This is a genomic window from Pseudomonas sp. UBA1879 (assembly GCF_002338065.1).
Taxonomy (GTDB): domain Bacteria; phylum Pseudomonadota; class Gammaproteobacteria; order Pseudomonadales; family Pseudomonadaceae; genus Aquipseudomonas.
The window spans coordinates 725465-747809 of sequence record NZ_DDHJ01000004.1 but is presented as its reverse complement, the minus strand read 5'-3'; the positions used below and the strand labels follow the sequence as shown (position 1 = coordinate 747809).

The 22345-nt window shown below is 62.8% G+C and carries 11 protein-coding genes; 9 read left to right on the top strand and 2 right to left on the bottom strand.

Features of this window, described 5'->3' with window-relative positions; genetic code table 11:
* The first annotated feature begins 9 nt into the window (after positions 1-9).
* On the top strand, positions 10-423 hold the full coding sequence (locus tag B3N48_RS06545) for a YbaN family protein (RefSeq protein WP_296180943.1): 414 nt from the start codon (positions 10-12) through the stop codon (positions 421-423).
* A 420-nt stretch (positions 424-843) separates the two neighbouring features.
* Here B3N48_RS06545 and B3N48_RS06540 read toward each other — a convergent pair whose 3' ends face one another.
* On the bottom strand, positions 844-6693 hold the full coding sequence (locus B3N48_RS06540; protein WP_296180940.1) for a retention module-containing protein: 5850 nt from the start codon (positions 6691-6693) through the stop codon (positions 844-846).
* A gap of 422 nt (positions 6694-7115) precedes the next feature.
* Here B3N48_RS06540 and B3N48_RS06535 point away from each other — a divergent pair, with 422 nt between their 5' ends.
* From B3N48_RS06535 to B3N48_RS06525, 3 genes are read left to right on the top strand one after another with little or no spacing between them, the layout of a single operon-like run.
* The gene (locus B3N48_RS06535) at positions 7116-8474 is read left to right on the top strand and encodes a TolC family outer membrane protein (protein WP_296180938.1); all 1359 of its coding nucleotides are present in this window, start codon (positions 7116-7118) and stop codon (positions 8472-8474) included.
* Between the two features lie 45 nt (positions 8475-8519).
* Positions 8520-10685 (top strand): type I secretion system permease/ATPase, encoded by a 2166-nt coding sequence (locus B3N48_RS06530; protein WP_296181640.1) that lies wholly within the window; start codon positions 8520-8522, stop codon positions 10683-10685.
* Between the two features lie 12 nt (positions 10686-10697).
* Positions 10698-12041 carry an HlyD family type I secretion periplasmic adaptor subunit gene (locus B3N48_RS06525; RefSeq protein ID WP_296180936.1) on the top strand — a complete coding sequence of 448 codons (1344 nt, stop codon included), beginning with the start codon at positions 10698-10700 and terminating at the stop codon, positions 12039-12041.
* Between the two features lie 142 nt (positions 12042-12183).
* Here the strand turns inward: B3N48_RS06525 and pap are convergent, their stop codons facing one another.
* Positions 12184-13686 (bottom strand): polyphosphate:AMP phosphotransferase, encoded by a 1503-nt coding sequence (pap, locus tag B3N48_RS06520; RefSeq protein WP_296180933.1) that lies wholly within the window; start codon positions 13684-13686, stop codon positions 12184-12186.
* Between the two features lie 165 nt (positions 13687-13851).
* On the opposite strand from pap, the gene mnmC reads away from it, so the two are divergent.
* From mnmC to B3N48_RS06495, 5 genes are all read left to right on the top strand, one after another.
* Positions 13852-15828, top strand: a complete 1977-nt coding sequence (gene mnmC / locus B3N48_RS06515; RefSeq protein WP_296180928.1) for a bifunctional tRNA (5-methylaminomethyl-2-thiouridine)(34)-methyltransferase MnmD/FAD-dependent 5-carboxymethylaminomethyl-2-thiouridine(34) oxidoreductase MnmC — start codon at positions 13852-13854, stop codon at positions 15826-15828.
* A 180-nt stretch (positions 15829-16008) separates the two neighbouring features.
* Entirely contained in the window at positions 16009-16677 is a 669-nt protein-coding gene (locus B3N48_RS06510) for an ABC transporter ATP-binding protein (RefSeq protein WP_296180925.1), read from the top strand.
* Positions 16677-19157, top strand: coding sequence for an ABC transporter permease (locus B3N48_RS06505; RefSeq protein ID WP_296180922.1), 2481 nt, complete (start codon positions 16677-16679; stop codon positions 19155-19157). Before B3N48_RS06510 ends, B3N48_RS06505 begins: the two co-directional genes overlap by 1 nt.
* On the top strand, positions 19147-20235 hold the full coding sequence (locus B3N48_RS06500; protein WP_296180919.1) for a lipocalin-like domain-containing protein: 1089 nt from the start codon (positions 19147-19149) through the stop codon (positions 20233-20235). The genes B3N48_RS06505 and B3N48_RS06500 overlap by 11 nt, the downstream gene beginning before the upstream one ends.
* Positions 20236-20570: 335 nt before the next feature.
* Positions 20571-22343, top strand: coding sequence for an N-acetylglutaminylglutamine amidotransferase (locus B3N48_RS06495; RefSeq protein ID WP_296180916.1), 1773 nt, complete (start codon positions 20571-20573; stop codon positions 22341-22343).
* Positions 22344-22345: the final 2 nt, after the last annotated feature.

Genomic DNA, 22345 nt, shown 5'->3' with positions numbered 1-22345 from the left:
TCGGCGCCAATGGCGCCGAGTGGTTCGAGCGATTCATCCCCCCCTACGAGTCGGTCGCGGCTTGTACGGGGTCTGTTGCAGGGCGTTGGCTGGCTAAGTGTGGCGTTGGGGGTGATCGGGATTTTTCTTCCTGTGTTGCCGACGACGCCTTTTCTTTTGCTGGCAGCGGCCTGTTTCGCGCGCAGTTCTCCCCGCTTTTATCATTGGCTGGTCGATCACCCTCGGCTCGGTCCGTGGATTCGTGGGTATCTGGCGGGGGATGGGATTCCGCTCAAGGGCAAGGCGTGGGCGATCGGGTCGATGTGGGTAAGCATCGGGTTTTCGTGCTGGCTGGTGCCGTCAATGTGGGCTCGCGTGTTTATGCTGGCGAGCGCGGTGGGGGTGACCGTGTTTATTGTGCGGCAGAAGACATTGCGTCGATAACGCGCGGCACGTATTCATCGGCGTTTGAATGGTCTCGGGCCCGCCGCCGTCGTGCCTCCGGCGTCTCCTACAGGCACTGTGTTGAGTCACCGATATAGCGCGCGGGTCGGCCTGCGTGGCGATTTTGTGCCGTACCCAGCCCTCCACCTCTCCCCAAAATCTGTAGGAGCCGCCGGAGGGACGACGGCCGCGACGCGGTGGGTCAGTGACAGGTGAAGGGTCTGACACCCCGCCGTCGCCGCCGTCGTGCCTCCGGCGTCTCCTACAGGCATTGTGTTGAGTCATTGATACAGGGTGCGGGTCGGCCTGCGTGGCGATTTCCACGACGAGCGCGAGGGCGGCGCAGCGCAGAACCGCCGCCTGGGGGTGCGGGATTCATGACACCCTGCACCCCCAGCTCCGCTTCTCAAACCCCGTCGATCACACCGTATCCACTTTCAGCGAATGATCGCCGAGCATGCCGTTGATGATCGACGCGGTGTCGGCGCCTCCGGCAATGGCGCCTCCGGCCCCGGGGGTGACGCCGTAATGCTGAGCCAGATTGACGCCCGCCAGGTCGATGGTTTGCGTTGCGGCGCCGCCCGCCACGCTGCTGACATCAATCGAGGACACCAGCGAAGCGCCGTTGCCGCTGACGCTGAAGTGCAGGAAGTTCTCCAGCGAGTTCGCGTCCCCGTGTTCGCCTTGCAGCAGTTGCGACAGGTCCAGCTTGTCGATACCGAAGTTGAAGTCGGTGATCGTGTCGTGCCCGGTATTGCCTGCCTGATAAAGGAAGGTGTCGTGACCCTGCCCACCGGTCAGGGTGTTATTGCCCGGTCCGCCGATGAGGATGTCATCCCCTGCCCCACCGTTGAGGACGTCATTGCCCAAGCCGCCATTCAACACGTTGCTGCCCGAATCCCCGGTCAGGTGATCGTTGTAGTTGGAGCCGATGAGGTTCTGGATGTTGACCAGGGTGTCTGTGCCCGCCCCGCCCGTGTGCTGCGGGCCCGTTTCGGCGGTGCTCACGGTCACCCCTGCCGTCGCCAGCGAGTAGTCGGCGGTGTTGGTGCCTGCGCCGCCGTCGAGCAGGTCATTGCCCGATCCGCTGAAAAGCGTGTCGTTGCCGTTGTCACCGAACAGCTCGTTATTGCCCGGCCCGGCCACCAGCACGTCATTGCCGTCGCCGCCATGCAGCTCGCTGTTGGCGGCCCCGACCAGCACGTCATCGCCCGCCGTGCCGACCACAACGTGGCCGTCTTGATGGCTAATGTCGAGGGGGGCCGTGCTGCTGTTGCCGTGGGCATCGGTAACGGTGTAGGCGCTTTGCACATCCGGCGTGGTATTGACCGCCGCCGTGTCGATGGACAGGTGCAGCTCGTAATTGCCCTGAACATCCGCGTCGGCCTGATTGACCACGATCAGGCGGTAAGTACCGTCTTCGCTCGCGGTGAAGGTGCCGCCGTCGCCAAGGCCGTGGGCGGTGCCGTCTTCGAATTGCCAGGCCATGCCTAGCACGTCATTGGTCAGATTGTGATCGACCGTGACCGTTTCACCCGCCTTCAACTGCACGCTGTACAAGTCCTGAGCGTTGGACGGCGAAGCGTTGACCGCCCCGAGGAACCCGCTGATCACCAACATCGCGGTCGTCGCGGTGTTGCTGAAGAAGTCGCTGCGGTTGAGGTTTTTCAGCTGGTTCACGTCCGTATCGGACTGGCCGTTGAAATGGATCGTCTTGAGGGAACCGGCCTTGAAGTCTGCACCCCGCGCGCTCCAGCCCGTGGTGAAGCTGCCCGGCGACACCGTCAGCGCACCGCCATTGCCCGATACGTCGTTGGCTACCAGCGCAGCGCCAGGAATGACGATGCTCGAGCCGCTTAGGTTGGTGATGACAGTGTCAGCGACTGCCACCGGCGCGTCGTAGACCGGCGTCGGCGTACTCGGCGCGCTGGCTTCGACATGCACGACAAGATTGGCACCGGCGAGGTCGCCGTCGTTATCGCCCAGCACGTAGTGAATCGTGTCGGTTGCCGACTCCGTGAGGCCGGCGGCGGGCGTGTAGCTGTAGTCGCCGGTGTTCATGTTGACCACGAACGTGCCGTGCTGGCCCGTGACCGTGAGCGTATGGCTGGTGCCCTCGAAGCTGCTGTGGTTCGGACCGCCACTGACAGTGATTCCGCCTTGGTGGCTGTGAGCCTGGGGATTGAAGGTGTACGTCGTGCCCTCGACGCTGACGGATTTGACGAAGCCTTGATCCGCGCCAAAGGTGCCGCCCTCTAACAGGCTGCCCTGTACGCCGCCTTGCACAGTGCCGGTCAGCACAGCGTTCAGCTGGCCGAGGTCGGTGACGATCACCGCGCTGGTATTGCTGCCGGTGGCGCCGTTGTAGGCGACAGGGTTGAGGTATTGGCTGCTGATGTCAGTGCCGACGCCAATGGCGAAGGCGTTGATGTCATGGCTGTCGAGGAAGTGAGTCCAGACGGCCTCTTCGCTTGGGCTGATGCCATCGCCACGGGCCGGATTCGGCTCGCGACCTGGATCGGAATGCTGTGGCGAAACGGTCGGGTTGCCGTCCGAAAAGAAGTACGCCAGGTTCTGCGCCCCGCTGAGCGCGCCTTTCTGCACGAACGCCTGTTGCGCCGAAGCCAGCGCGGCGTCGTAGTTGGTGCCATTGCCCGCAGTGATCGCATTGACCATGTTCTTCGCGGTGGCCACATCGACCCATTGATCACTGCCGATGTTCGCCTCGCTGTTGAACGTCACCAGTTGCACGCGCACGTCGCCGAGGGCTTCGTATTTGTCGAGCAACGCGACGATGGCCTGTTTTTCCAGGCCCAGACGAGAAAGACCGTTGACACCCGAGGCGTCGTTCATGCTCGCCGAGTTGTCGACGATCAGCATCAGGTTGCTGTTGACCGGGTCCGTGGTCACGGTTTTTTCGAGGTCGGCAGCCTGGGGCTGGTCATCGACGATGTTGACCACGATCTGCGCCGTCGAAGACTGGCCCAGCGAATCGGTGACGGTGTAATTGAACGCTTCATGGGTCACGTTCGGCCCGTCATTGGCCGCCGGCGTCGTGTGCGGCGCCGAGGTCAGGGTGTAGGTGTAGCTGCCGTCGGTGTTCAGGTGCAGTACGCCGTACTGCCCTTGCACGGTGCCGTTCTGCGCCCCTTCGAGGGCGAAGGTCAGCGCGCCGGTGCCGCCCTGCACAGCGTTGGCCACGCTGCCACTGCCGGTTTCCGCCGTGGAGCCGGGGTGGCTGCCGGTGACGAGACCTGGCGCCAGATCCTGGCCGTCCTTGTGGGTGTCGAGGGCGCTTTCCTGCACGGTGACGTCGTGGTCGTTGCAGGCCACGGGCGGGCATGGCGCGGTCACGTTGACGGTGACCGTGGTGGTGCTGGTGTCGCCATCGGCGTCACGGATGGTGTAGGTGAACACGTCCTGCTCACCTTGCGGCCCGACCTGTGACGGATCGCTGTGGTAGGTCGCGTTGCCTTGGCCATCGACAATCAACGTGCCGTACAACCCGGTGATCACGGTGTTGAGACCGCCGATGGCCGGGGTGTTTGTGTCGCTGCCTGCGCGTACCCCGATGATCAGACCGTTGGCGCCTGCCCCATCGGCGCCCGCCGAATCATTGAGCAGCAGGTTGCCGCTGACATCGCCACCGGCCACGACCGTGCCGATGTCGCAATGGGCCTGGGGCGTGTCGTCGAGGATCTTGACCACAACCGTGCCGTCGCGGACGTCCCCGTTGGTGTCCACAGCGTGCACAGGAATCGGATCGCTCAGCGAGGTGCCGTCACCCTGGTTGTGATTTTCCGCCTGATTCAGCGTGTAGGTGTACGTCACGTCACCGGTGCTCGGGTCGTAATGCAGCACGGTCAGCGTGTTGCCCGAAGGCAGCGTGGTGGATTGTGGCGATGACAGCGGCACGCCGTGATCGATCACAACGATGCCGCCGACGATCAGGTTTTGCACGCCATCCGGTGCCGTCACTTTGATCGTGCCGGTCTGGGTCAGAGCGTCGTCATTCGGGTGCGAGCCACCGGGCAGGTTGCCTTCATCGACCGTGCAATCGCCGCCGCCAATGAACGGGCCATCGTTGTGGTAGACGTTGACGGTAATCGTCGTGGTGCTGGTGTCGCCGTCCGCGTCGCGAATGCTGTAGGTGAAAATGTCCTTCACGTCGCCCTGGCCGCCGGAGTTCGGATTGGCCATGTAGGACGCCTGGCCGTTGGCATCCACGGTCAGGGTGCCGTAGAGCCCCTGAATCACTGTGCCGACCCCGCCCGAGACGGGCGACGAAGTGTCGTCGCCCGCGCGCACGCCAACGATCAAGCCACCCGCGCCTGGCCCATCGGCCCCGACATGGTCGTTGGCCAGGATGTTGCCGCTGGTTTCGCCGCCTTCTTTGACATAGCCGATGTCGGCGGTGGCTTGCGGCACGTCGTCGGTGATGTGGACGTTGATGTTGCCGTCCGCGGTGTCGCCGTCGTTGTCCACGGCGTGCACCGCGATCTGCTCGTTATTGAGGGTGCCGTCTCCCTGATTGTGGGTTTCCGCGCCGTTTAGGGTGTAGGTGTAGGTAACCTCGCCAGTGGCCGGGTCGTAATTGAGCACCGTGAAGGTGCTGCCTGATGGCAGGGTGACCGATTGCGGCGAGGACAGCGGCGTGCCGTTTTCGACGACGTTGATGCCGCCAACGGTGAGGGTTTGCAGACCGTCCGGCGCAGTGATTTTGATCGTGCCGGTCTGGGTCAGCGCAGCGGCGTTCGGGTCGGTGCCGTCCGGCAAGTTGGCTTCGTTGAGGGTGCAGTCGCTGCCACCGATGATCACCCCATCGTTGTGGTAGACGTTGACCGTGACCGTGGTGGTGCTGGTATCGCCGTCGGCATCACGAATGGTGTAGGTGAAAATGTCCTGGGCATCGCCGTTGCCACCGGCATTGGGGTTGGCGACGTAGGACGCCTGGCCGCTGGCATCCACGGTCAACGTGCCGTAGAGCCCTTGAATCACGGTGCCGACGCCACCGAACACCGGGGTCGAGGTGTCATCGCCCGCACGCACGCCGACGATCAGCCCGCCGGCACCCGGGCCGTCGGCGCCGGACAGGTCGTTGGCAAGAATGTTGCCGCTGGTTTCGCCGCCTTCCTTGACATAGCCGATATCGGCAGTGGCCTGAGGCACGTCGTCCAGCACATGCACGTTGATGCTGCCATCGGCGACGTCGCCGTTGCTGTCCACGGCATGCACCGCGATTTGCTCGTCGTTGACGGTTCCCGCGCCTTGATTGTGGGTTTCCGGCCCCGTGAGCGTGTAGGTGTAACTGGCTTCGCCGGTGCTGGGGTTGTAGCCCAGGATCGTCAGCGTATTGCCGGACGGCAGCGTGACGGTCTGCGGCGAACTCATCGACACGCCATTAACCACCACGTCGATGCCGCCAATGGTCAGGGTCAGCAAGCCGTCAGGGGCACTGACCTTGATCACGCCATTCTGGGTCAAGGCGTCCGGGTTCGGCGCGCTGCCGTCGACGAGGTTGGCTTCGTTGAGGGTGACCTCACTGCCGCCCAGCGTCACACCCTTGTTCACGGGTGGCGGCGGCGGATCGACCGGCGGTGGCTGGTCTGGCGGAGGTTGAACCGGTGGTGGCTGATCCGGTGGCGGCTGATCCGGCGGCGGTTGATCTGGCGGCGGTTGATCCGGTGGCAGCGTGACCACCGGCGGCTCGTCAGGCGGGGTAACGATGGGCGGCAGGTCGGCGCCAGGACCACCATCGTCGAACCGGCCCACTTCCCCTTCCGGCACGATGAACGTGGGCGTGATGCCCGCAGTCGGGAAGCCGATGACGGGGGTGACCACGCCTGCGGTTTCCGTCAGCAGCACGAAGCTGTGTCCACCGCCCAAGGCCGAAGGCGAGCCACCGGGATTGGCCGTGCCCGCCGCCGGGGCGTCGGTGACTTGGCTCGGGTCGGCACCGGCTGCGATCAGTTGCTGCAACTGCTGCACGTCGGCCAATTGCCCTTGGCTCGGCGCCGGTGCATCGGGGGTGTCCACATGGGTGGCGTGATTGGCGAGGATCTCCGGCGTCAGCGGCATGCTGCTGTCGCGTCCCAGTGTCAGTTCACCGCCTTTCGCCAGGTGCACGGCCACCGCCCCGGTCGCACCGGTTTCCAGTGATTCGCCGGCATACACCTTGTCACCTTCGACGACCAATCGCTTGGTGCCATCGCTGGCCACCGCGAAAACTTCCCCGACAACTGCCTGCACGGTACCGATCAACCTGGCCATATCCACTCCCTTGCTGCACACACCGGCTCAAAAAATGTTACGAATCCAACAGAAAATGTGCTTTATGCGCACAGAGGTAGCCAAGAGCTATCACGCAGCGACAATTTTATGTCGCTGAATCTTTTCAAGTTTTTTGCTCGAAAAACCACTTGATCGCACGTCGTCAAATTTCCGTTGAAACGCCTTAATAGACTCGAAGACGCCTGTAAAACATTGAATACAGGCAATTCTTGAAAAGCACCTTCGCCTGAATCGGCAAAATGGCATAAGTTTTTTTTGGAATAAGGCATATGAAAAAAACGTCTGAGCATTTCGGAAAGTTGTTCTTAGCTGTGATGTTACAAACCTGATACGGTTTTAGCAGTCCGATTCGACGGTTTTTTGGCGTGAGCGGCACGACATTCATTCAGGGAGAGTTTTTCATGCGCGATTTGACCCCGCTGTACAGTGCAGTTGTGTTGGCGGTGGCCTGCGCTCAAGCGCAAGCCATGTCGCTGAATCAGGCGATTCAGAACACCATCGACAATCACCCGGAGATTCATTCCAACCTCAACAACCGATTGTCTGCAGACGAGGACGTCAAAATCGCCAAGGGTGGCTACCTGCCGACCGTCGATCTCGTCGCTGCCTACGGTCGCGAACACACCGACAGCCCCACCACACGCGCTTTCGGCCGCAACCACAACGAAGAAACCCTCAACTACACCCAATCCGAGCTGCGCCTGCGGCAGATGCTGTTCGACGGGTTCAACACCAAGAACGAGGTAGGCCGCACCCAGGCGGTGGTCAACTCTCGGGCCTACTACCTGCGCGGCACCTCGGAAGACCTCGCGCTGCGGGCCATCGAGGTGTACCTCGAAGTGCTCAAGCGCCGCGAGCTGCTGGACTTGGCGAAGAACAACCTGCAGGCGCATTTGCGCATCAACGACCAGATTGGCCTGCGCACCAATCGCGGCATCGGCAGCAACGCCGACAGCGATCAATCCAAGGCCCGCCGTGCCCTGGCCGAGAACAACTTCTACACCGCTCAAGTCGATCTGGCCGACGCCGAAGCCAACTTCTTCAGCGCGGTGGGCAGAATGCCCGATGAGCTGGAAGCGCCGCCGTCGATCAAGGGTGAAGTGCCCAAGAGCCTGACCGACGCCAAGCAAAGCATGCTGGTCAACAACTCCTACCTGAAATCGGCCCAGGCTGACGTCAACGCCGCCGAGAAACAGTACGAAGTCGCCAAGTCGCCGTTCTACCCGCGTTTCGACGGTGAATTGGCGGTCGGCGCGAACAACAACATCGCTGGCGAAGAAGGTCACGACAACGAATGGCGTGCCGCCGTGGTGATGAACTACAACCTGTTCAACGGCAACCGCGACAAAGCCCGCCTCAACTCGGACAGCTACAAGACCGGCCAGGCCATGGACATTCGCAACAACGCGTTGCGCATGATCAACGAGAACCTGTCGCTGGCCTGGAACGCGATGAACAACGCCCGTGTGCAGACCCCGATCGCCCGTGAATACGCCGAGACCACTACCAAGGTCCGCGCCGCGTATCAGGACCAGTTCGGCCTCGGTCAGCGCACCCTGCTCGACCTCCTGGACAGCGAAAACGAGCTGTACAACGCCGCCCGCCGCTACACCGAACTGCGTTACACCGAGGAATATTCGATGTACCGCGTGCTGGCCACCGAAGGCGAACTGCTGAGCAAGGCGCGCGTCGTCCTGCCTGCCGCCGCCGTCGCCTTGACGGAAGTCAAAAGCGAAGCCCGGCTGCCCGACCTGAAGTAGTGAAGTACCGTAGCGCGCGAGCGCTGGGAGAAGTCTGTGACCAGCATGGAATTGCCTGATTTAGAACCGGCTCAGCCGTTCGACCCCCGTTCGAACTTCGACGACCCGCTGCTGGATGGTTTGCTCATCCTCTGTCGGCTCCACGATTGCAGCGCCAGCCGCAGCAGCCTCAGCGCTGGCCTGCCCCTGGCGCAGCAGTCGCTGAGCGTCGATCTTCTGCCGCGCGCCGCTGCCCGCGCCGGTCTGCAGGCGCGCATCCTGCGCCGCGACCTTGGCGCCATCGACGGCCTGAACCTGCCCGTGTTGCTGCTGCTCAAGGGCAAGCGCTGCGCGATCCTCCGGCGATGGGAAGACGATGGGCGCGCGCTGATTCTGCCGAGCGAAGCCGACGGTGGCGAGCAACGGGTCAGCCGCGAAGAGCTGCAAACGCTTTACACCGGTCAGGCCCTGTTTGCCCGCCCGCGACATGAGCTGGAAAACTTGCGCGCGCCGCTGGTGCCGAGGGTCAACGCCTGGTTCCGCGACACGCTCAAACTGTCGCGCGGCCTGTACAGCGATGCGATTCTGGCGAGCCTGTTGATCAACCTGCTGGGCCTGATGGTGCCGCTGTTCGTCATGCAGACCTACGACCGCGTGGTGCCCAATCAGGCGACGTCGACCCTGTGGGTGTTGGCGATCGGGCTGTTGATCGGCACCGGCTTCGAACTGACTCTGCGCCTGGTGCGCGCGCACCTGCTGGACAAGGCCGGGAAGAAAACCGATGTGATCCTCTCGGCCACGCTGTTCGAGCGCATCACAGGCATGGCGATGAAAGCGCGCCCGACCACCATCGGCGGCTTCGCACAAAGCATTCACGACTTTCAGGGCCTGCGGGAATTCCTGACCGCCGTGACGCTGACCAGCATCATCGACCTGCCCTTTGCTGTGTTGATGCTGGCGGTGATTGGCTTGCTCGGCGGCTGGCTGGTGGTAATTCCGCTGGTGGCGTTCCCGGTGACGATCCTGTTTGCCTGGATCATTCAGATTCGCCTGCGCGATACCGTGGAACGCAGTCTGGCGCTCGGGGCCGAGCGACAGGGGCTGTTGGTGGAAACCTTGGGCGGCCTGGAAACCCTCAAGGCTTGCGGCGCCGAAAGCGAGCGTCAGCACAAATGGGAATCCACCCACGGCGCCCTCACCCGCCTCGACAGCCATGCCCGCGATCTTTCAGCGCTGGCCAGCAACGGCACGCTGTTCATCCAGCAGTTTTCCGGAATGGCGACCATTGTGGCCGGGGTGTACATCATCATTGCCGGCAACCTCAGCGTCGGCGCACTGGTCGCCAGCTACATGCTCGGCAGTCGGGTACTGGCGCCGCTGGGGCAGATCGCGGGGCTGATCACGCGCTACCAGCAGGCGCAGGTCACGATGAAAAGCACCGACGCCCTGATGGCCCTGCCTCAAGAGCGCGAAGCAGGCAAAACCCCGCTGCAACACACCCTGCTCAAAGGTGAAATCCAGGCCGTCAACGTCGGTTTTGCGTATGGCGGCCCGGGCACGGCGGCAGCGCTGCAGGACGTCAGCCTCAGCATAAGACCCGGCGAGCGCGTCGGCATCATTGGCCGCAGCGGCTCCGGTAAAAGCACCCTGGCGCGCCTGATGATGGGGTTCTACGCGCCGGACCAAGGCCAGCTGCTGCTCGACGGGTTGGACCTGCGTCAGTTGGACGTGGCCGATTTGCGTCAGCAAGTGGGCTACGTCGCTCACGACCTGCCATTGTTGGCGGGCAGCCTGCGGGACAACCTGACCCTCGGCGCCCGCTACGTCACCGACGCGCGGATGCTCGAAGTGGCGGAGCTGACCGGGGTGACCGAGCTGGCACGCAGTCACCCGTTGGGCTTTGACCGGCCGGTCGGTGAGCGCGGGCAGTTGCTGTCCGGCGGACAGCGGCAAGCGGTGCTGATGGCGCGGGCATTGTTGCTCGATCCGCCGATCATGTTGCTCGACGAGCCCACCAGCCACATGGACAACGCCAGCGAAGATGTTCTGCGGCACAAGCTGTTCGACCGGATGCAAGGCAAGACACTGCTGCTGGTCACCCACCGCATGTCGATGCTGAGCCTGGTGGACCGGCTGGTGGTACTGGACAACGGCAAAGTGGTCGCAGACGGCCCCAAAGAATTGGTCGTCGAAGCCCTGCGCAAGGGCCGTGTCGGCCCGCCCTCGGTTTAAGGAGCGTCACTCATGTCTTCCGCTCACAGCTACTTTCATCCGGCCCGTCAGGTCGACACCGAGTTCATGCCCGAAGTCGCTGGCGTTGCCGCCGAAGATTCGTCCCGCGGCGCGCGCGTCACGGTGTGGATCGCCGCTGCGTTGATCATCAGCGCACTGGTCTGGGCCAAATTCGCCGTCCTCGAAGAAGTCACCATGGGCGAAGGCAAAGCGATTCCGTCGAGCAAGGTTCAGGTGATCCAGAACCTCGAGGGCGGCATCGTCACCGAGATCTTTGTCCGTGAAGGGCAGATCGTGAACAAGGGCGACACCCTGCTGCGCCTCGATGACACGCGATTTCTGTCGAACAAGGGCGAGAGCGAGGTCGATAAATACACGTTGATGGCGCAGGTGGATCGGCTGTCGGCGGAGTCCGAAGGGCGTCCGTTCAAGCCGTCTGCCGTGGTGCTGAGCAAGGCGCCGCAGGTCGCAGCAGATGAGCAATCACTGTACGACTCGCGCCAGCGCCGTCTGGCCAGCGAACAACGCACGCTGCAGGAGCAACTGCGGCAGAAAATGCAGGAAGTTGCCGAGTTTCGTTCCAAACAGGACCAGTACCGTAATCAGCTGGGATTCATTCAGCAGGAGCTGAGCATGTCGGCGCCGTTGGTGAACAGCGGCGCGGTGTCGCCGGTTGAAATCATTCGGCTCAAAGGCAAGGCCTCGGAAGCGAAGGGGCAAATGGACGCAACCTCCCTCGCAATTCCCCGGGCGGAAGCGGCGATCAGCGAGATCAGGAGCAAGATTCAGGAATCCCTCGACAGCTTTCGCTCCGATGCGGCCAAAGACCTCAACGAAAAGCGCTCGGACCTGGCCAAAGCCAGCGCCACCAGCATCGCCATCGACGACCGCGTGACCCGCACCACCGTCACCTCGCCGGTCAAAGGCATCGTTAAAACGCTCAAGGTCAACACCATCGGCGGTGTGGTCCAGCCCGGCAGCGACATGGTGGAAATCGTGCCGCTGGACGACAACCTGCTGATCGAAGCCAAAGTGCGCCCCCAGGATGTGGCGTTCCTGCATCCGGGACAAAAAGCCATGGTCAAGTTCAGCGCCTACGACTACACCATCTACGGCGGCCTGCCGGCCAAACTCGAACTGATCGGCGCCGACACCACCACCGACGACAAGGGCAACACCTTCTACCTGATCCAGGTCCGCACCGACCGCAATCACCTGGGCAGTGACGAAAAACCCCTGCTGATCATCCCCGGCATGGTCGCCACGGTGGACATCATTACCGGTGAAAAGAGCGTGATGGATTACCTGTTGAAGCCGGTGCTGAAAGCGCGGACCGAGGCGTTGCGGGAGCGGTGATTTCCTGACCGTTCACAGGACCTGTGGGAGCCGGCTTGCTGGCGAATGCGGTACGTCAGTCAACATGTGTTTCGCTGACACGACGCATTCGCCAGCAAGCCGGCTCCCACAGATGAAGCACGTTCCAGAGAGCACGTAGAGGCTACTTGCGCTTTTTGTCACCCTTCTCAAACGCCGCCTCCAGCGCGTCGTTGATCGTGCGCAGCACTTTCACCCGCGCCCAGCGTTTGTCGTTCGCCTCGATCAACGTCCAGGGCGCGATTTCAGTGCTGGTGCGATCGACCATATCTCCAACCGCCTCGCGGTACTGCGGCCATTTGCTGCGGTTGCGCCAGTCGTCGTCGGTGATCTTGTGGCGTTTGAAGGGTATTTTCTCACGAGCCTTGAAACGTTCCAGTTGGGTCTGGTCGTCGATAGCCAGCCAGAACTTCACCACCACAATGTTCGCGTCGGTGAGCTGTTCTTCGAAATCGTTGATCTCGCTGTAGGCCCTGAGCCAGTCGTCCTGGGAACAAAAACCTTCGACCCGCTCGACCAGCACCCGGCCATACCAGGAACGATCGAAAATCGTGAATTTGCCCCGCGACGGAATCTGCCGCCAAAAGCGCCACAAATACGGTTGAGCCAATTCGTCCTGCGTTGGCGCGGCAATCGGCACGATGTGGTACTGCCTCGGATCGAGCGCCCCGGCCACGCGCTTGATTGCCCCGCCCTTGCCTGCCGCGTCGTTGCCTTCGAACACCGCCACCAGCGCGTGGCGACGCATGCGTTTGTCGCGCATCAGCCCGGACAAACGCGCCTGTTCGACGATCAGCTGTTCGTTGTAATCGTCCTTCTCCAGCGCCAGGGTCATGTCCAGGTTGTCGAGCAGGCTCAGCTCATCGGTGTTGCTCGGCAGCGGCCCGATATTCACCAGGTTGGCGTTGCCTTCCGGCGTCTTCAGCGCGTTCTGCAAGCCTTCGAGCAGCACGCGGCCCACGGTCAGGCTGCGGTAGTTGGCGTCCACGCCCTCGATCACGTGCCACGGCGCATAATCGCGGCTGGTGCGGCGCAACACCCGCTCGCCGAAGCGCACGAATTTGTCGTAGGTCTTGGATTGCTGCCAGTCCAGGGGGCTGATGCGCCAGCTGTGCAACGGGTCATCCTTGAGGGTCTTGAGGCGCAATTTCATCTGTTTTTTCGACAGATGAAACCAGAACTTGAAGATCACCGCGCCCTCATCGACGAGCATCTTTTCCAGGCGTTCGGCAGCGTTGATCGCCTGATCGAGCACCGGGTCCTTGAACTGTTTGTGCACCCGGCCCTGAATCATCTGGCTGTACCAGTTGCCGAAAAAGATGCCGATGCGGCCCTTGGGCGGCAACTGACGCCAGTAACGCCAGACCGGTGGATGCGCCAGTTCCTCGTCCGTCTGTTGGTCGAAGGTGCGCACTTCGATGTAACGCGGGTCCATCCAGTCGTTGAGCAACTTGACGGTCTCGCCCTTGCCCGCGCCCTCGATGCCGTTGATCAGCACGATAATGGGCCGCTTGGCCTGCTCATGGAGTTCATATTGGGCTTCGAGCAGCGCTTCGCGTAGGGCCGGGACCTGGGCGTCGTAGGTGTCGTCGTCGATGGTATGGCCGATTTCGGCGGATTCGAACATGTAGGGCTCCTGTTCCAGATCGCTCAAGACTAGCGGATCGAAGCGAGCGATGAGGGTTGTGACAACGAAACCCTGCCATGGGTCAATCGTCGTGCAGCAAGGCCAGGCCCGCAGTGGGTTAAGATGCCGGCCTCGCTCTTGCCAACGCACCCCGACAGATCACTCATGACCACCTTCCAGCATGCTCAGCTCGACTGGGACGAAAACGGCAACCCGATTTCCCGAGCGTTCGCCGACGTCTATTTTTCCAATGAGTCCGGCCTGGCCGAGACCCGCCACGTGTTCCTGACCCAGAACGCGCTGCACGAGCGCTTCGCGGCGCTGCCGGCGGACGGACGTCTGGTGATTGGCGAGACCGGTTTTGGCACCGGGCTGAATTTTCTGTGCGCCTGGCAGTTGTTCGATGCCTGTGCGGCTCACGGCGCGCGGCTGCACTTCGTCAGTGTCGAGAAATTCCCCCTCAGTCGTTCGGATCTGGTACGCGCCCTGAACCTGTGGCCTGAACTGAAATCCTTCGCCGATCAACTGCTGGGGCAATACGTGGCGATTCATGAAGGGTTTCAGCGGCTGGTGTTCGACGGTGGGCGCGTGACCCTCACGTTACTGATCGGCGATGCACTGGAGATGCTGCCGCAGCTGGACGGGCCAATCGACGCGTGGTTTCTCGACGGTTTCGCGCCCGCCAAGAACCCTGAAATGTGGACCCCAGAATTGTTCGCCGAACTGGCGCGTCTGGCGGCGCCGGGTTGCACGATCGGCACCTTCACCAGCACGGGTTGGGTGCGGCGCGCCTTGAACGCCGCGGGTTTCAAGATGAAACGGGTACCGGGCATCGGCCATAAATGGGAGGTGCTGCGGGGGATGTTTGTCGGCTGGCCGGAAGACGTCCCGAGACCCCTACCTGCGAAACCCTGGTTCGCCCGCCCTGCCGTGAAGAATACGGAACGCCACGCCCTGGTCATCGGCGCAGGACTCGCAGGCTGTGCCACGGCGTCGAGCCTCGCGGCCCGTGGCTGGCAGGTCAGCCTGCTGGAGCGCCATGCCGGTCTGGCGCAAGAAGCCTCCGGCAATCCGCAGGGCGTGCTGTACCTGAAACTGTCAGCCCACGGCACGGCGTTGTCGCAGCTGATCCTCAGCGGCTTCGGCCACACCCGGCGCCTGCTGGAGCGGCTCGAGCGGGGGCTGGATTGGGACGATTGTGGTGTGCTACAGCTGGCGTTTGACCAAAAGGAAGGCGAGCGACAGGCGCAATTGGCCGGAGCGTTTTCCTCTGAATTGCTGCACGTGCTGAATCAGTCTGACGCTGAAGCCACGGCGGGCGTTGCGCTGCCCAGCGGCGGACTGTTTTACCCGGAAGGCGGTTGGGTGCACCCGCCCGCGCTGTGTCGGTTGCAAGCCAGCGCTTCGAACATTCGTTTGATGACGCACAACGACGTGGTCGAGCTGCGCCGTGAAGGTGATCTGTGGCAAGCGTGGGACGGCCAGCGTTTGCTGGATTCGGCCCCTGTCGTGGTGTTGGCAGGGGCCGCCGAGGTCAAACGCTTCCCTCACAGTGCCGACCTGCCGCTCAAGCGCATTCGCGGGCAGATCACGCGTCTGCCTGAAACCCCGGCCAGCCGATCACTGAACACCGTGGTCTGTGCCGAAGGCTACGTCGCGCCGGGTCGCTTGGGCGAGCACACGCTGGGCGCCAGTTTCGACTTCAACAATGATGACCTCACCCCCACCGTCGCCGAGCATCGGGGCAATCTCGACCTGCTGCGAGAAATCTCCAACGACCTGACCCATCGCTTGCAGGCTGAGCAACGCCCGATCGAAGCACTGCAAGGCCGCGCAGCCTTTCGCTGCACCAGCCCGGATTACCTGCCCATCGTCGGGCCGCTGTCGGATAAAGAGGCTTTTTTCGAGGCCTATGCAGTTTTGCGCAAAGACGCCCGACAAACCCCCGACGCCCCCTGCCCGTGGCTCGACGGCCTGTACGTCAACAGCGGACACGGCTCAAGAGGGCTGATCACCGCCCCATTGTCCGGTGAGTTGATTGCCGCCTGGCTGGACAACGAACCCCTGCCCCTGCCCCGCAGCGTGGCCGAGGCCTGTCATCCGAATCGGTTTGTGGTAAGGCAGTTGATTCGCGGGAAATAAATGCAGGCGACATGTGTCGCGTGGGAGCTAGCTTGCTGCGGTGGATCAGTGACAGGCATGGTGCCTGACCCGGCGCTTTCGTGAGCACGCGCGCTCCTACGGCCTGCGGCCAGAAGCAGATCGCGAACACAACGCAAATCCCGGTATGCTCGCCTTCATCGTTCTTCCAGGTGCATGTCAATGCTGCAAGTCCAAGGCGTATTCAAGAGCTATGCCACGGCGCAAGGCCCGTTGGCGGTATTGCGCGGGGTGGATGTGCAGCTGGGCCAGGGCGAGAGCCTGGCGCTGATGGGTGAGTCTGGCAGCGGCAAGAGCACGTTGTTGCATCTGGTCGCGGGCCTGGATCAGGTGGATCAGGGCAGCATCGAGATCGCCGGTAAACGGCTGGATCAGATGAACGAGGCGCAATTGGCCAACTGGCGGCGTACTGAAATCGGTCTGGTGTTTCAGCAGTTCAACCTGATCGGCAGCCTCAAGGTCGAAGACAACCTCGCGTTTCAGGCGCGGCTGGCAGGGCGTTTCGACGCTTCATGGCAGGCGGAGTTGATCGAGCGCCTGGGCCTTGGCGCGCTGCTCAAGCGTTACCCCGAGCAATTGTCCGGGGGCCAACAGCAACGGGTGGCGATCGGCCGTGCCCTCGCCTCCCGTCCCGGTCTGTTGCTGGCAGACGAACCCACCGGCAGCCTCGACGAACACACCAGCGACGAAGTCCTGCAATTGCTGCTGGACCTGTTGGTCGACAGCCCTACCAGTCTGTTGATGGTCACCCATAGCCCGAGGGTCGCGGCGCGGTTGAACCGTCAGGCGGTGTTGCATTTGGGCCGACTGGCCACTGAAGGCGATCGCTGATGCCGGTGTTTTTCTGGACGCTCAAGGCGCTGCTCAGCCATTGGCGGCGTCATCCGGTGCAATTCTTCAGCGTGCTGACCGGCCTGTGGCTCGCCACCAGCTTGCTCACAGGCGTGCAGGCCCTGAACAGCCAGGCGCGGGAAAGCTACGCCAAGGCCAGTCAGCTGATCGGCGGCGAGCCGCAAAAAGTGCTGGTCGCCCCCAATGGCGCGAATTACTCGCAAGAACTGTTCGTCAGCCTGCGTCGCGCCGGCTGGCCGGTGTCGCCAGCGTTGCGTGGTCGTGTCGCGCTGAAGAACGCACCGGATCAGCGCCTGATCGTGCTGGGTATCGAGCCGGTGACGTTACCGGCCAACACTGCGCTCGCGGGGCAGTCGCTGGACACTGCGCAGATCGTCAATTTCTTCACCCCGCCGGGCAGCACCTGGATATCCCCGCAGACGATGCAGGCGCTGGGTCTGCATGAAGGTGAGCGGCCACTGAGCGAATCCGGCCAGGCCTTGCCGCCGATGCACGCGCAGCCCGACATGGCCCCCGGTCTGTTGCTGATGGACATCGGTTTCGCCCAGCAGCTGTTGAATCAGCCCGACCAGATCTCGCGCATGATCCTTCCCGCTGACTTCGCGGAGAACCCGCCCGACTTGCCAGCCGACATGAAAGGCGAGCTGGTGATCCGTAAAAGCGGCGAAGACAACGACTTGGGGCGCCTCACCGAAAGCTTCCACCTGAACCTCGACGCGCTGGGGTTTCTGTCGTTCGTGGTCGGGCTGTTCATTGTTCACGCTGCAATTGGCCTGGCGTTGGAGCAGCGTCGCGGCCTGCTACGCAACTTGCGGGCGTGCGGTGTCAGTGGTCGCGGGCTGATCGGCAGTCTGGTGATCGAACTCGGCGTGCTTGCCCTGCTCGGCGGCATTGCCGGGGTCATTACCGGTTACGGTTTGGCGAGCGCGCTGCTCCCTGACGTCGCCGCCAGCTTGCGTGGGCTGTACGGCGCTGAACTGGCCGGGCACCTGAACCTGAGCCTCTGGTGGTGGTTGAGCGGTCTTGGTGTCTCGCTGCTGGGCGCCTTTCTCGCCGGCGCCAGCAGCCTGTTGCGCGCGGCGCGTTTGCCGTTGCTGGCATTGGCCAACGCGCAGGCCTGGCATGACACCCACGCCAATTGGTTGAAGCGGCAAGGCTGGGTCGCCGGCATTTCAGCGGTGGTTGCGCTGCTCGCGGCGGTGTTTGGTAACAGCCTGGCGCTGGGTTTCGTGTTGATGGCCAGCCTGTTGCTCAGCGCCGCACTGGGTCTGCCGGTGCTGCTCAACGCCCTGCTCGACGCGTTGCTGGGCAAAAGCCGTTCGGTGCTGGGGCAGTGGTTTCTCGCCGATTGTCGTCAGCAGTTACCGGCGCTGAGCCTGGCGCTGATGGCGCTGCTGTTGGCGATGGCGGCGAACATCGGCGCGGGCAGCATGACGTCCGGTTTCCGTCAGACCTTCAGCCATTGGCTTGAACAGCGCCTCAGCGCCGAGCTGTACATCAACCCGCAGAACCCGGCACAGGCCGCGCCCCTGCAAAAATGGCTGAGCGAGCAGCCGCTGACCCGCGCGGTGCTGCCGAACTGGCAAGTATCGCTGCCGTTGCACGGCTGGCCTGCCGAGTTGTACGGGGTGGTCGACAACCCGCACTATCGCCAGCATTGGCCGCTGTTGGAAGCGGCGAGCGGCGACCCGTGGGCGCAACTGGCCAAGGACAACACGCTGATGCTCAGCGAGCAGTTGGCGCGCCGGCTCAAGGTCGGCGTCGGCGACGAGGTGAAGCTACCGGCGCCAGACGGCGACTGGACACTGCGTGTGGTGGGCATCTACGCCGATTACGGCAATCCCAAGGGGCACATGCTGGTTAACGCCAATCACCTGCTCGAACATTGGCCGGACCTGACGCCCAATCGCTTCAATCTGCGCATCGACACCCGAGCCATCCCGCAATTGCTGCGGGTGCTGCACAACAAATTCACTATCGACGATAATCGCATCGTCGACCAGATTCAGCTCAAGGCCTGGTCGCGGCAGGTGTTCGAGCGCACCTTTTCCGCCACCGCTGCGCTCAACAGCCTGACGCTGATGGTGGCCGGTGTGGCGCTGTTCATCAGTCTGCTGACCCAAAGCCAAAGCCGCCTCGGGCAATTGGCGCCGCTGTGGGCCCTGGGTGTGACGCGCAAGCAGCTGATGTTGCTGAACCTGGCGCAGACCTGGCTGCTGGCGGTGCTGACGCTGGTGCTGGCGATTCCGTTGGGGCTGTTGCTGGCCTGGTGTCTGGACGCGGTGATCAACGTGCAGGCGTTCGGCTGGCGCTTGCCGTTGCAGGTCTTCCCGATGCAATTGTTGCGCTTGATGCTGCTGGCGATGCTCGCCACGCTGCTGGCTTCGGCCTGGCCGCTGTATCGCCTGTATCGGACTCGCCCGGCCGATCTGTTGAGGACCTTCGCCCATGAGAACTAAGGCGATGGCCCTGCTGCTGGTCATGGTGTGGCTGGCCGGGTGCGACGACAAGCCCGAGGAAGAAAAAGGCTTCGCGGGGTTGGCGGACGATGCCGCGCATTACGCGCAGGTCACCCCCGGTAAGGCGTTCCTGTTCCCCCTCGATCACGGCGCGCACAACGATTTCCGCATCGAATGGTGGTACATCACTGCCAACCTGAAAGACGCCGACGGTCAGTCGTTCGGCGTGCAATGGACGCTGTTCCGCAACGCCCTGCCCCGCTCGAACAGCGGACCGCAGGACAACCACGGTTGGAACAACCGCAACCTGTGGATGGGCCACGCAGCGGTGACCTCGGAAGGTGATCACTACGCCGCTGAACGGTACGCTCGTGGCGGTGTGGGTCAGGCGGGTGTGACGCTGGCGCCGCTGTCGGCATGGATAGACGACTGGTCACTGAACAGCCATGCCAGCGTCGAAGACCCGCTGGCCGACATGCAACTGGAGGCCCGGGGCGCGCAGTTCAGCTACCGCTTGCACCTGAAATCGAGCAAGCCGCTGGTGCTGCAGGGCCAGCAGGGTTTCAGTCAAAAGTCGGAACAGGGGCAGGCCTCGTATTACTACAGCCAGCCGTTCTTCGAGGCCGATGGGAGCATTGAAATCGATGGCAAGACGTACCAGGTCTCAGGCCCCGCCTGGCTGGATCGCGAATGGAGCAGCCAGCCGCTGACGCAAAACCAGACGGGCTGGGACTGGTTCTCGCTGCACTTGAAGGATGGCGCGCAGGTCATGCTGTACCGCATGCGCCAGCGGCACGACGATCCGTACCTCACCGGCACCTGGATCAACGCTGACGGCAGCACCGAAATGCTCAACGCCGAGGACATCGCGCTGGAACCGGAAGACACCACTGACGTTCAAGGCCGCGACATGCCCACCCGCTGGTCGGTAAAGATTCCCGGCAAGGGCATAGACGTCACCGTCGAAGCCCTCAACGCCCAGGCATGGATGAACCTGCAGATCCCCTATTGGGAAGGGCCTGTGCAGGTCAGCGGGAGCCAGGAAGGCGTGGGGTATCTGGAGATGACGGGGTATTAGCGTCATACGCAGCCCCGCCTCTGTCCGGAGGGCGTGGGAGCAAGCTTGCTCGCGATCTGCCGGTTACCGGCAGCAACCCTGACCACCCGGTGCGGACAGACATCACCCAAATACCCGATTCGCTAGCGCCGCGGTCGGGCGCAACCCCGGGCAGATCGCAAGCAAGCCAACGCCTACGGCCTTCGGCCAGAATCAAACGCCTATCCGTGAATGACTCGCTCATCCTTTGTGCCTTATAACCGATCGTTCTAAAACTCTCACAATCGTCTCCGGTCAGTCTTTGGGTAGCCGGACTTCCCGTCTACGTTCCCCAACGGAAAACCGGTAAGGATGATATGTGCGGATTAGCTGGTGAATTACGTTTTGACAATCAACCTGCGGATCTCGCCGCAGTAGAACGCATCACCCATCATCTGGCGCCCCGTGGCCCGGATGCCTGGGGTTTTCATAGCCAAGGGCCGATTGCCCTGGGCCATCGTCGCCTGAAAATCATGGACCTGTCTGACGGCTCGGCGCAGCCGATGATCGACAGTCATCTGGGCCTGTCACTGGCCTTCAACGGCGCGATTTATAACTTTCCGGAATTGCGCGCCGAGCTTGAAGCCCTCGGCTACACCTTCCATTCCGGGGGCGACACTGAAGTGCTGCTCAAGGGCTACCACGCGTGGGGCGCCGAGATGCTGCCCAAACTCAATGGCATGTTCGCCTTTGCCATCTGGGAGCGCGACAAAAAGAGCCTGTTCATCGCTCGCGACCGTCTGGGCGTCAAGCCGCTGTACCTGTCGCGCACCGACAAGCGCCTGCGTTTCGCATCGACCCTGCCAGCGTTGCTCAAGGGTGGCGACATCAGCCCGATGCTCGATCCAGTGGCGTTGAACCATTACCTGAATTTCCATGCTGTGGTCCCTGCACCGCGCACCCTGCTGGCGGGCGTCGAGAAGGTGCCGCCTGCTACCTGGATGCGCATCAGTGCGGACGGCAAGGTTGAGCAGAAAGTCTGGTGGACGCTGCCGTATGGCCCTCGCGCCGACGAAGCGAACCTGACCCTCGAAGACTGGCGCGACCGCGTGCTCGATAGCACCCGCGAAGCCGTGGCCATCCGTCAACGTGCGGCCGTTGACGTCGGCGTGCTGCTCTCGGGCGGCGTCGATTCGAGCATGCTGGTCGGGCTGCTGCGCGAAGTCGGGGTGAAGGACCTGTCGACATTCTCGATCGGTTTTCAGGACGCCGGCGGCGAGCGCGGGGATGAGTTCCAGTATTCGGACCTGATCGCCAAGCACTACGGCACGAACCATCACCAACTGCGCATCAAGGAAAGCGAGATCATCGAACAGTTGCCTGCCGCGTTTCGCGCCATGAGCGAACCGATGGTCAGCCACGATTGCATCGCCTTTTACCTGCTGTCCCGCGAAGTCGCCAAGCACTGCAAAGTAGTGCAGAGCGGCCAAGGCGCGGACGAGCTGTTCGCCGGGTATCACTGGTATCCGCAAGTGGACGGCGCGAGCGACCCGTATGCCGCTTACCGCGACGCGTTCTTCGATCGCAGCTACGACGAGTACGCTGCCACGGTCGCCCCGCAGTGGCTGACTCAGAACGACGCGGCCGGCGATTTCGTGCGCGAACATTTCGCCATGCCGGGCGCCGAGGCAGGTGTCGATAAAGCCCTGCGTCTGGACAGCACCGTGATGCTGGTGGACGACCCGGTCAAACGCGTCGACAACATGACCATGGCGTGGGGCCTGGAGGCGCGCACGCCGTTCCTCGATTATCGCCTCGTCGAACTGTCGGCCCGCGTCCCGGCGCGCTTCAAGCTCCCGGATGGCGGCAAGCAAGTGCTGAAAGAAGCGGCGCGTCTGGTCATCCCGTCCGAGGTCATCGACCGCAAAAAAGGCTATTTCCCGGTGCCGGGCCTCAAGCACCTTGAGGGCGACACGCTGAACTGGGTGCGCGACCTGCTGCTCGACCCGAGCCAAAACCGCGGCCTGTTCAACCCGACGATGCTGGACAAACTGCTGACCGATCCGAAGGGGCAATTGACCCCACTGCGCGGCTCGAAGCTGTGGCAACTCGCGGCCCTGAACCTGTGGCTCAGCGAACAAGGACTCTGACC

What these genes read in the sequence shown, in the direction of transcription:
- B3N48_RS06505 (WP_296180922.1), top strand. Translation starts at nt 16,677, where the DNA reads ATGCCGGTGTTTTTCTGGACGCTCAAGGCGCTGCTCAGCCATTGGCGG.
- B3N48_RS06535 (WP_296180938.1), top strand. Translation starts at nt 7,116, where the DNA reads ATGCGCGATTTGACCCCGCTGTACAGTGCAGTTGTGTTGGCGGTGGCC.
- B3N48_RS06540 (WP_296180940.1), bottom strand. Translation starts at nt 6,693, where the DNA reads ATGGCCAGGTTGATCGGTACCGTGCAGGCAGTTGTCGGGGAAGTTTTC.
- B3N48_RS06525 (WP_296180936.1), top strand. Translation starts at nt 10,698, where the DNA reads ATGTCTTCCGCTCACAGCTACTTTCATCCGGCCCGTCAGGTCGACACC.
- mnmC (WP_296180928.1), top strand. Translation starts at nt 13,852, where the DNA reads ATGACCACCTTCCAGCATGCTCAGCTCGACTGGGACGAAAACGGCAAC.
- B3N48_RS06510 (WP_296180925.1), top strand. Translation starts at nt 16,009, where the DNA reads ATGCTGCAAGTCCAAGGCGTATTCAAGAGCTATGCCACGGCGCAAGGC.
- pap (WP_296180933.1), bottom strand. Translation starts at nt 13,686, where the DNA reads ATGTTCGAATCCGCCGAAATCGGCCATACCATCGACGACGACACCTAC.
- B3N48_RS06545 (WP_296180943.1), top strand. Translation starts at nt 10, where the DNA reads ATGGCGCCGAGTGGTTCGAGCGATTCATCCCCCCCTACGAGTCGGTCG.
- B3N48_RS06530 (WP_296181640.1), top strand. Translation starts at nt 8,520, where the DNA reads ATGGAATTGCCTGATTTAGAACCGGCTCAGCCGTTCGACCCCCGTTCG.
- B3N48_RS06495 (WP_296180916.1), top strand. Translation starts at nt 20,571, where the DNA reads ATGTGCGGATTAGCTGGTGAATTACGTTTTGACAATCAACCTGCGGAT.
- B3N48_RS06500 (WP_296180919.1), top strand. Translation starts at nt 19,147, where the DNA reads ATGAGAACTAAGGCGATGGCCCTGCTGCTGGTCATGGTGTGGCTGGCC.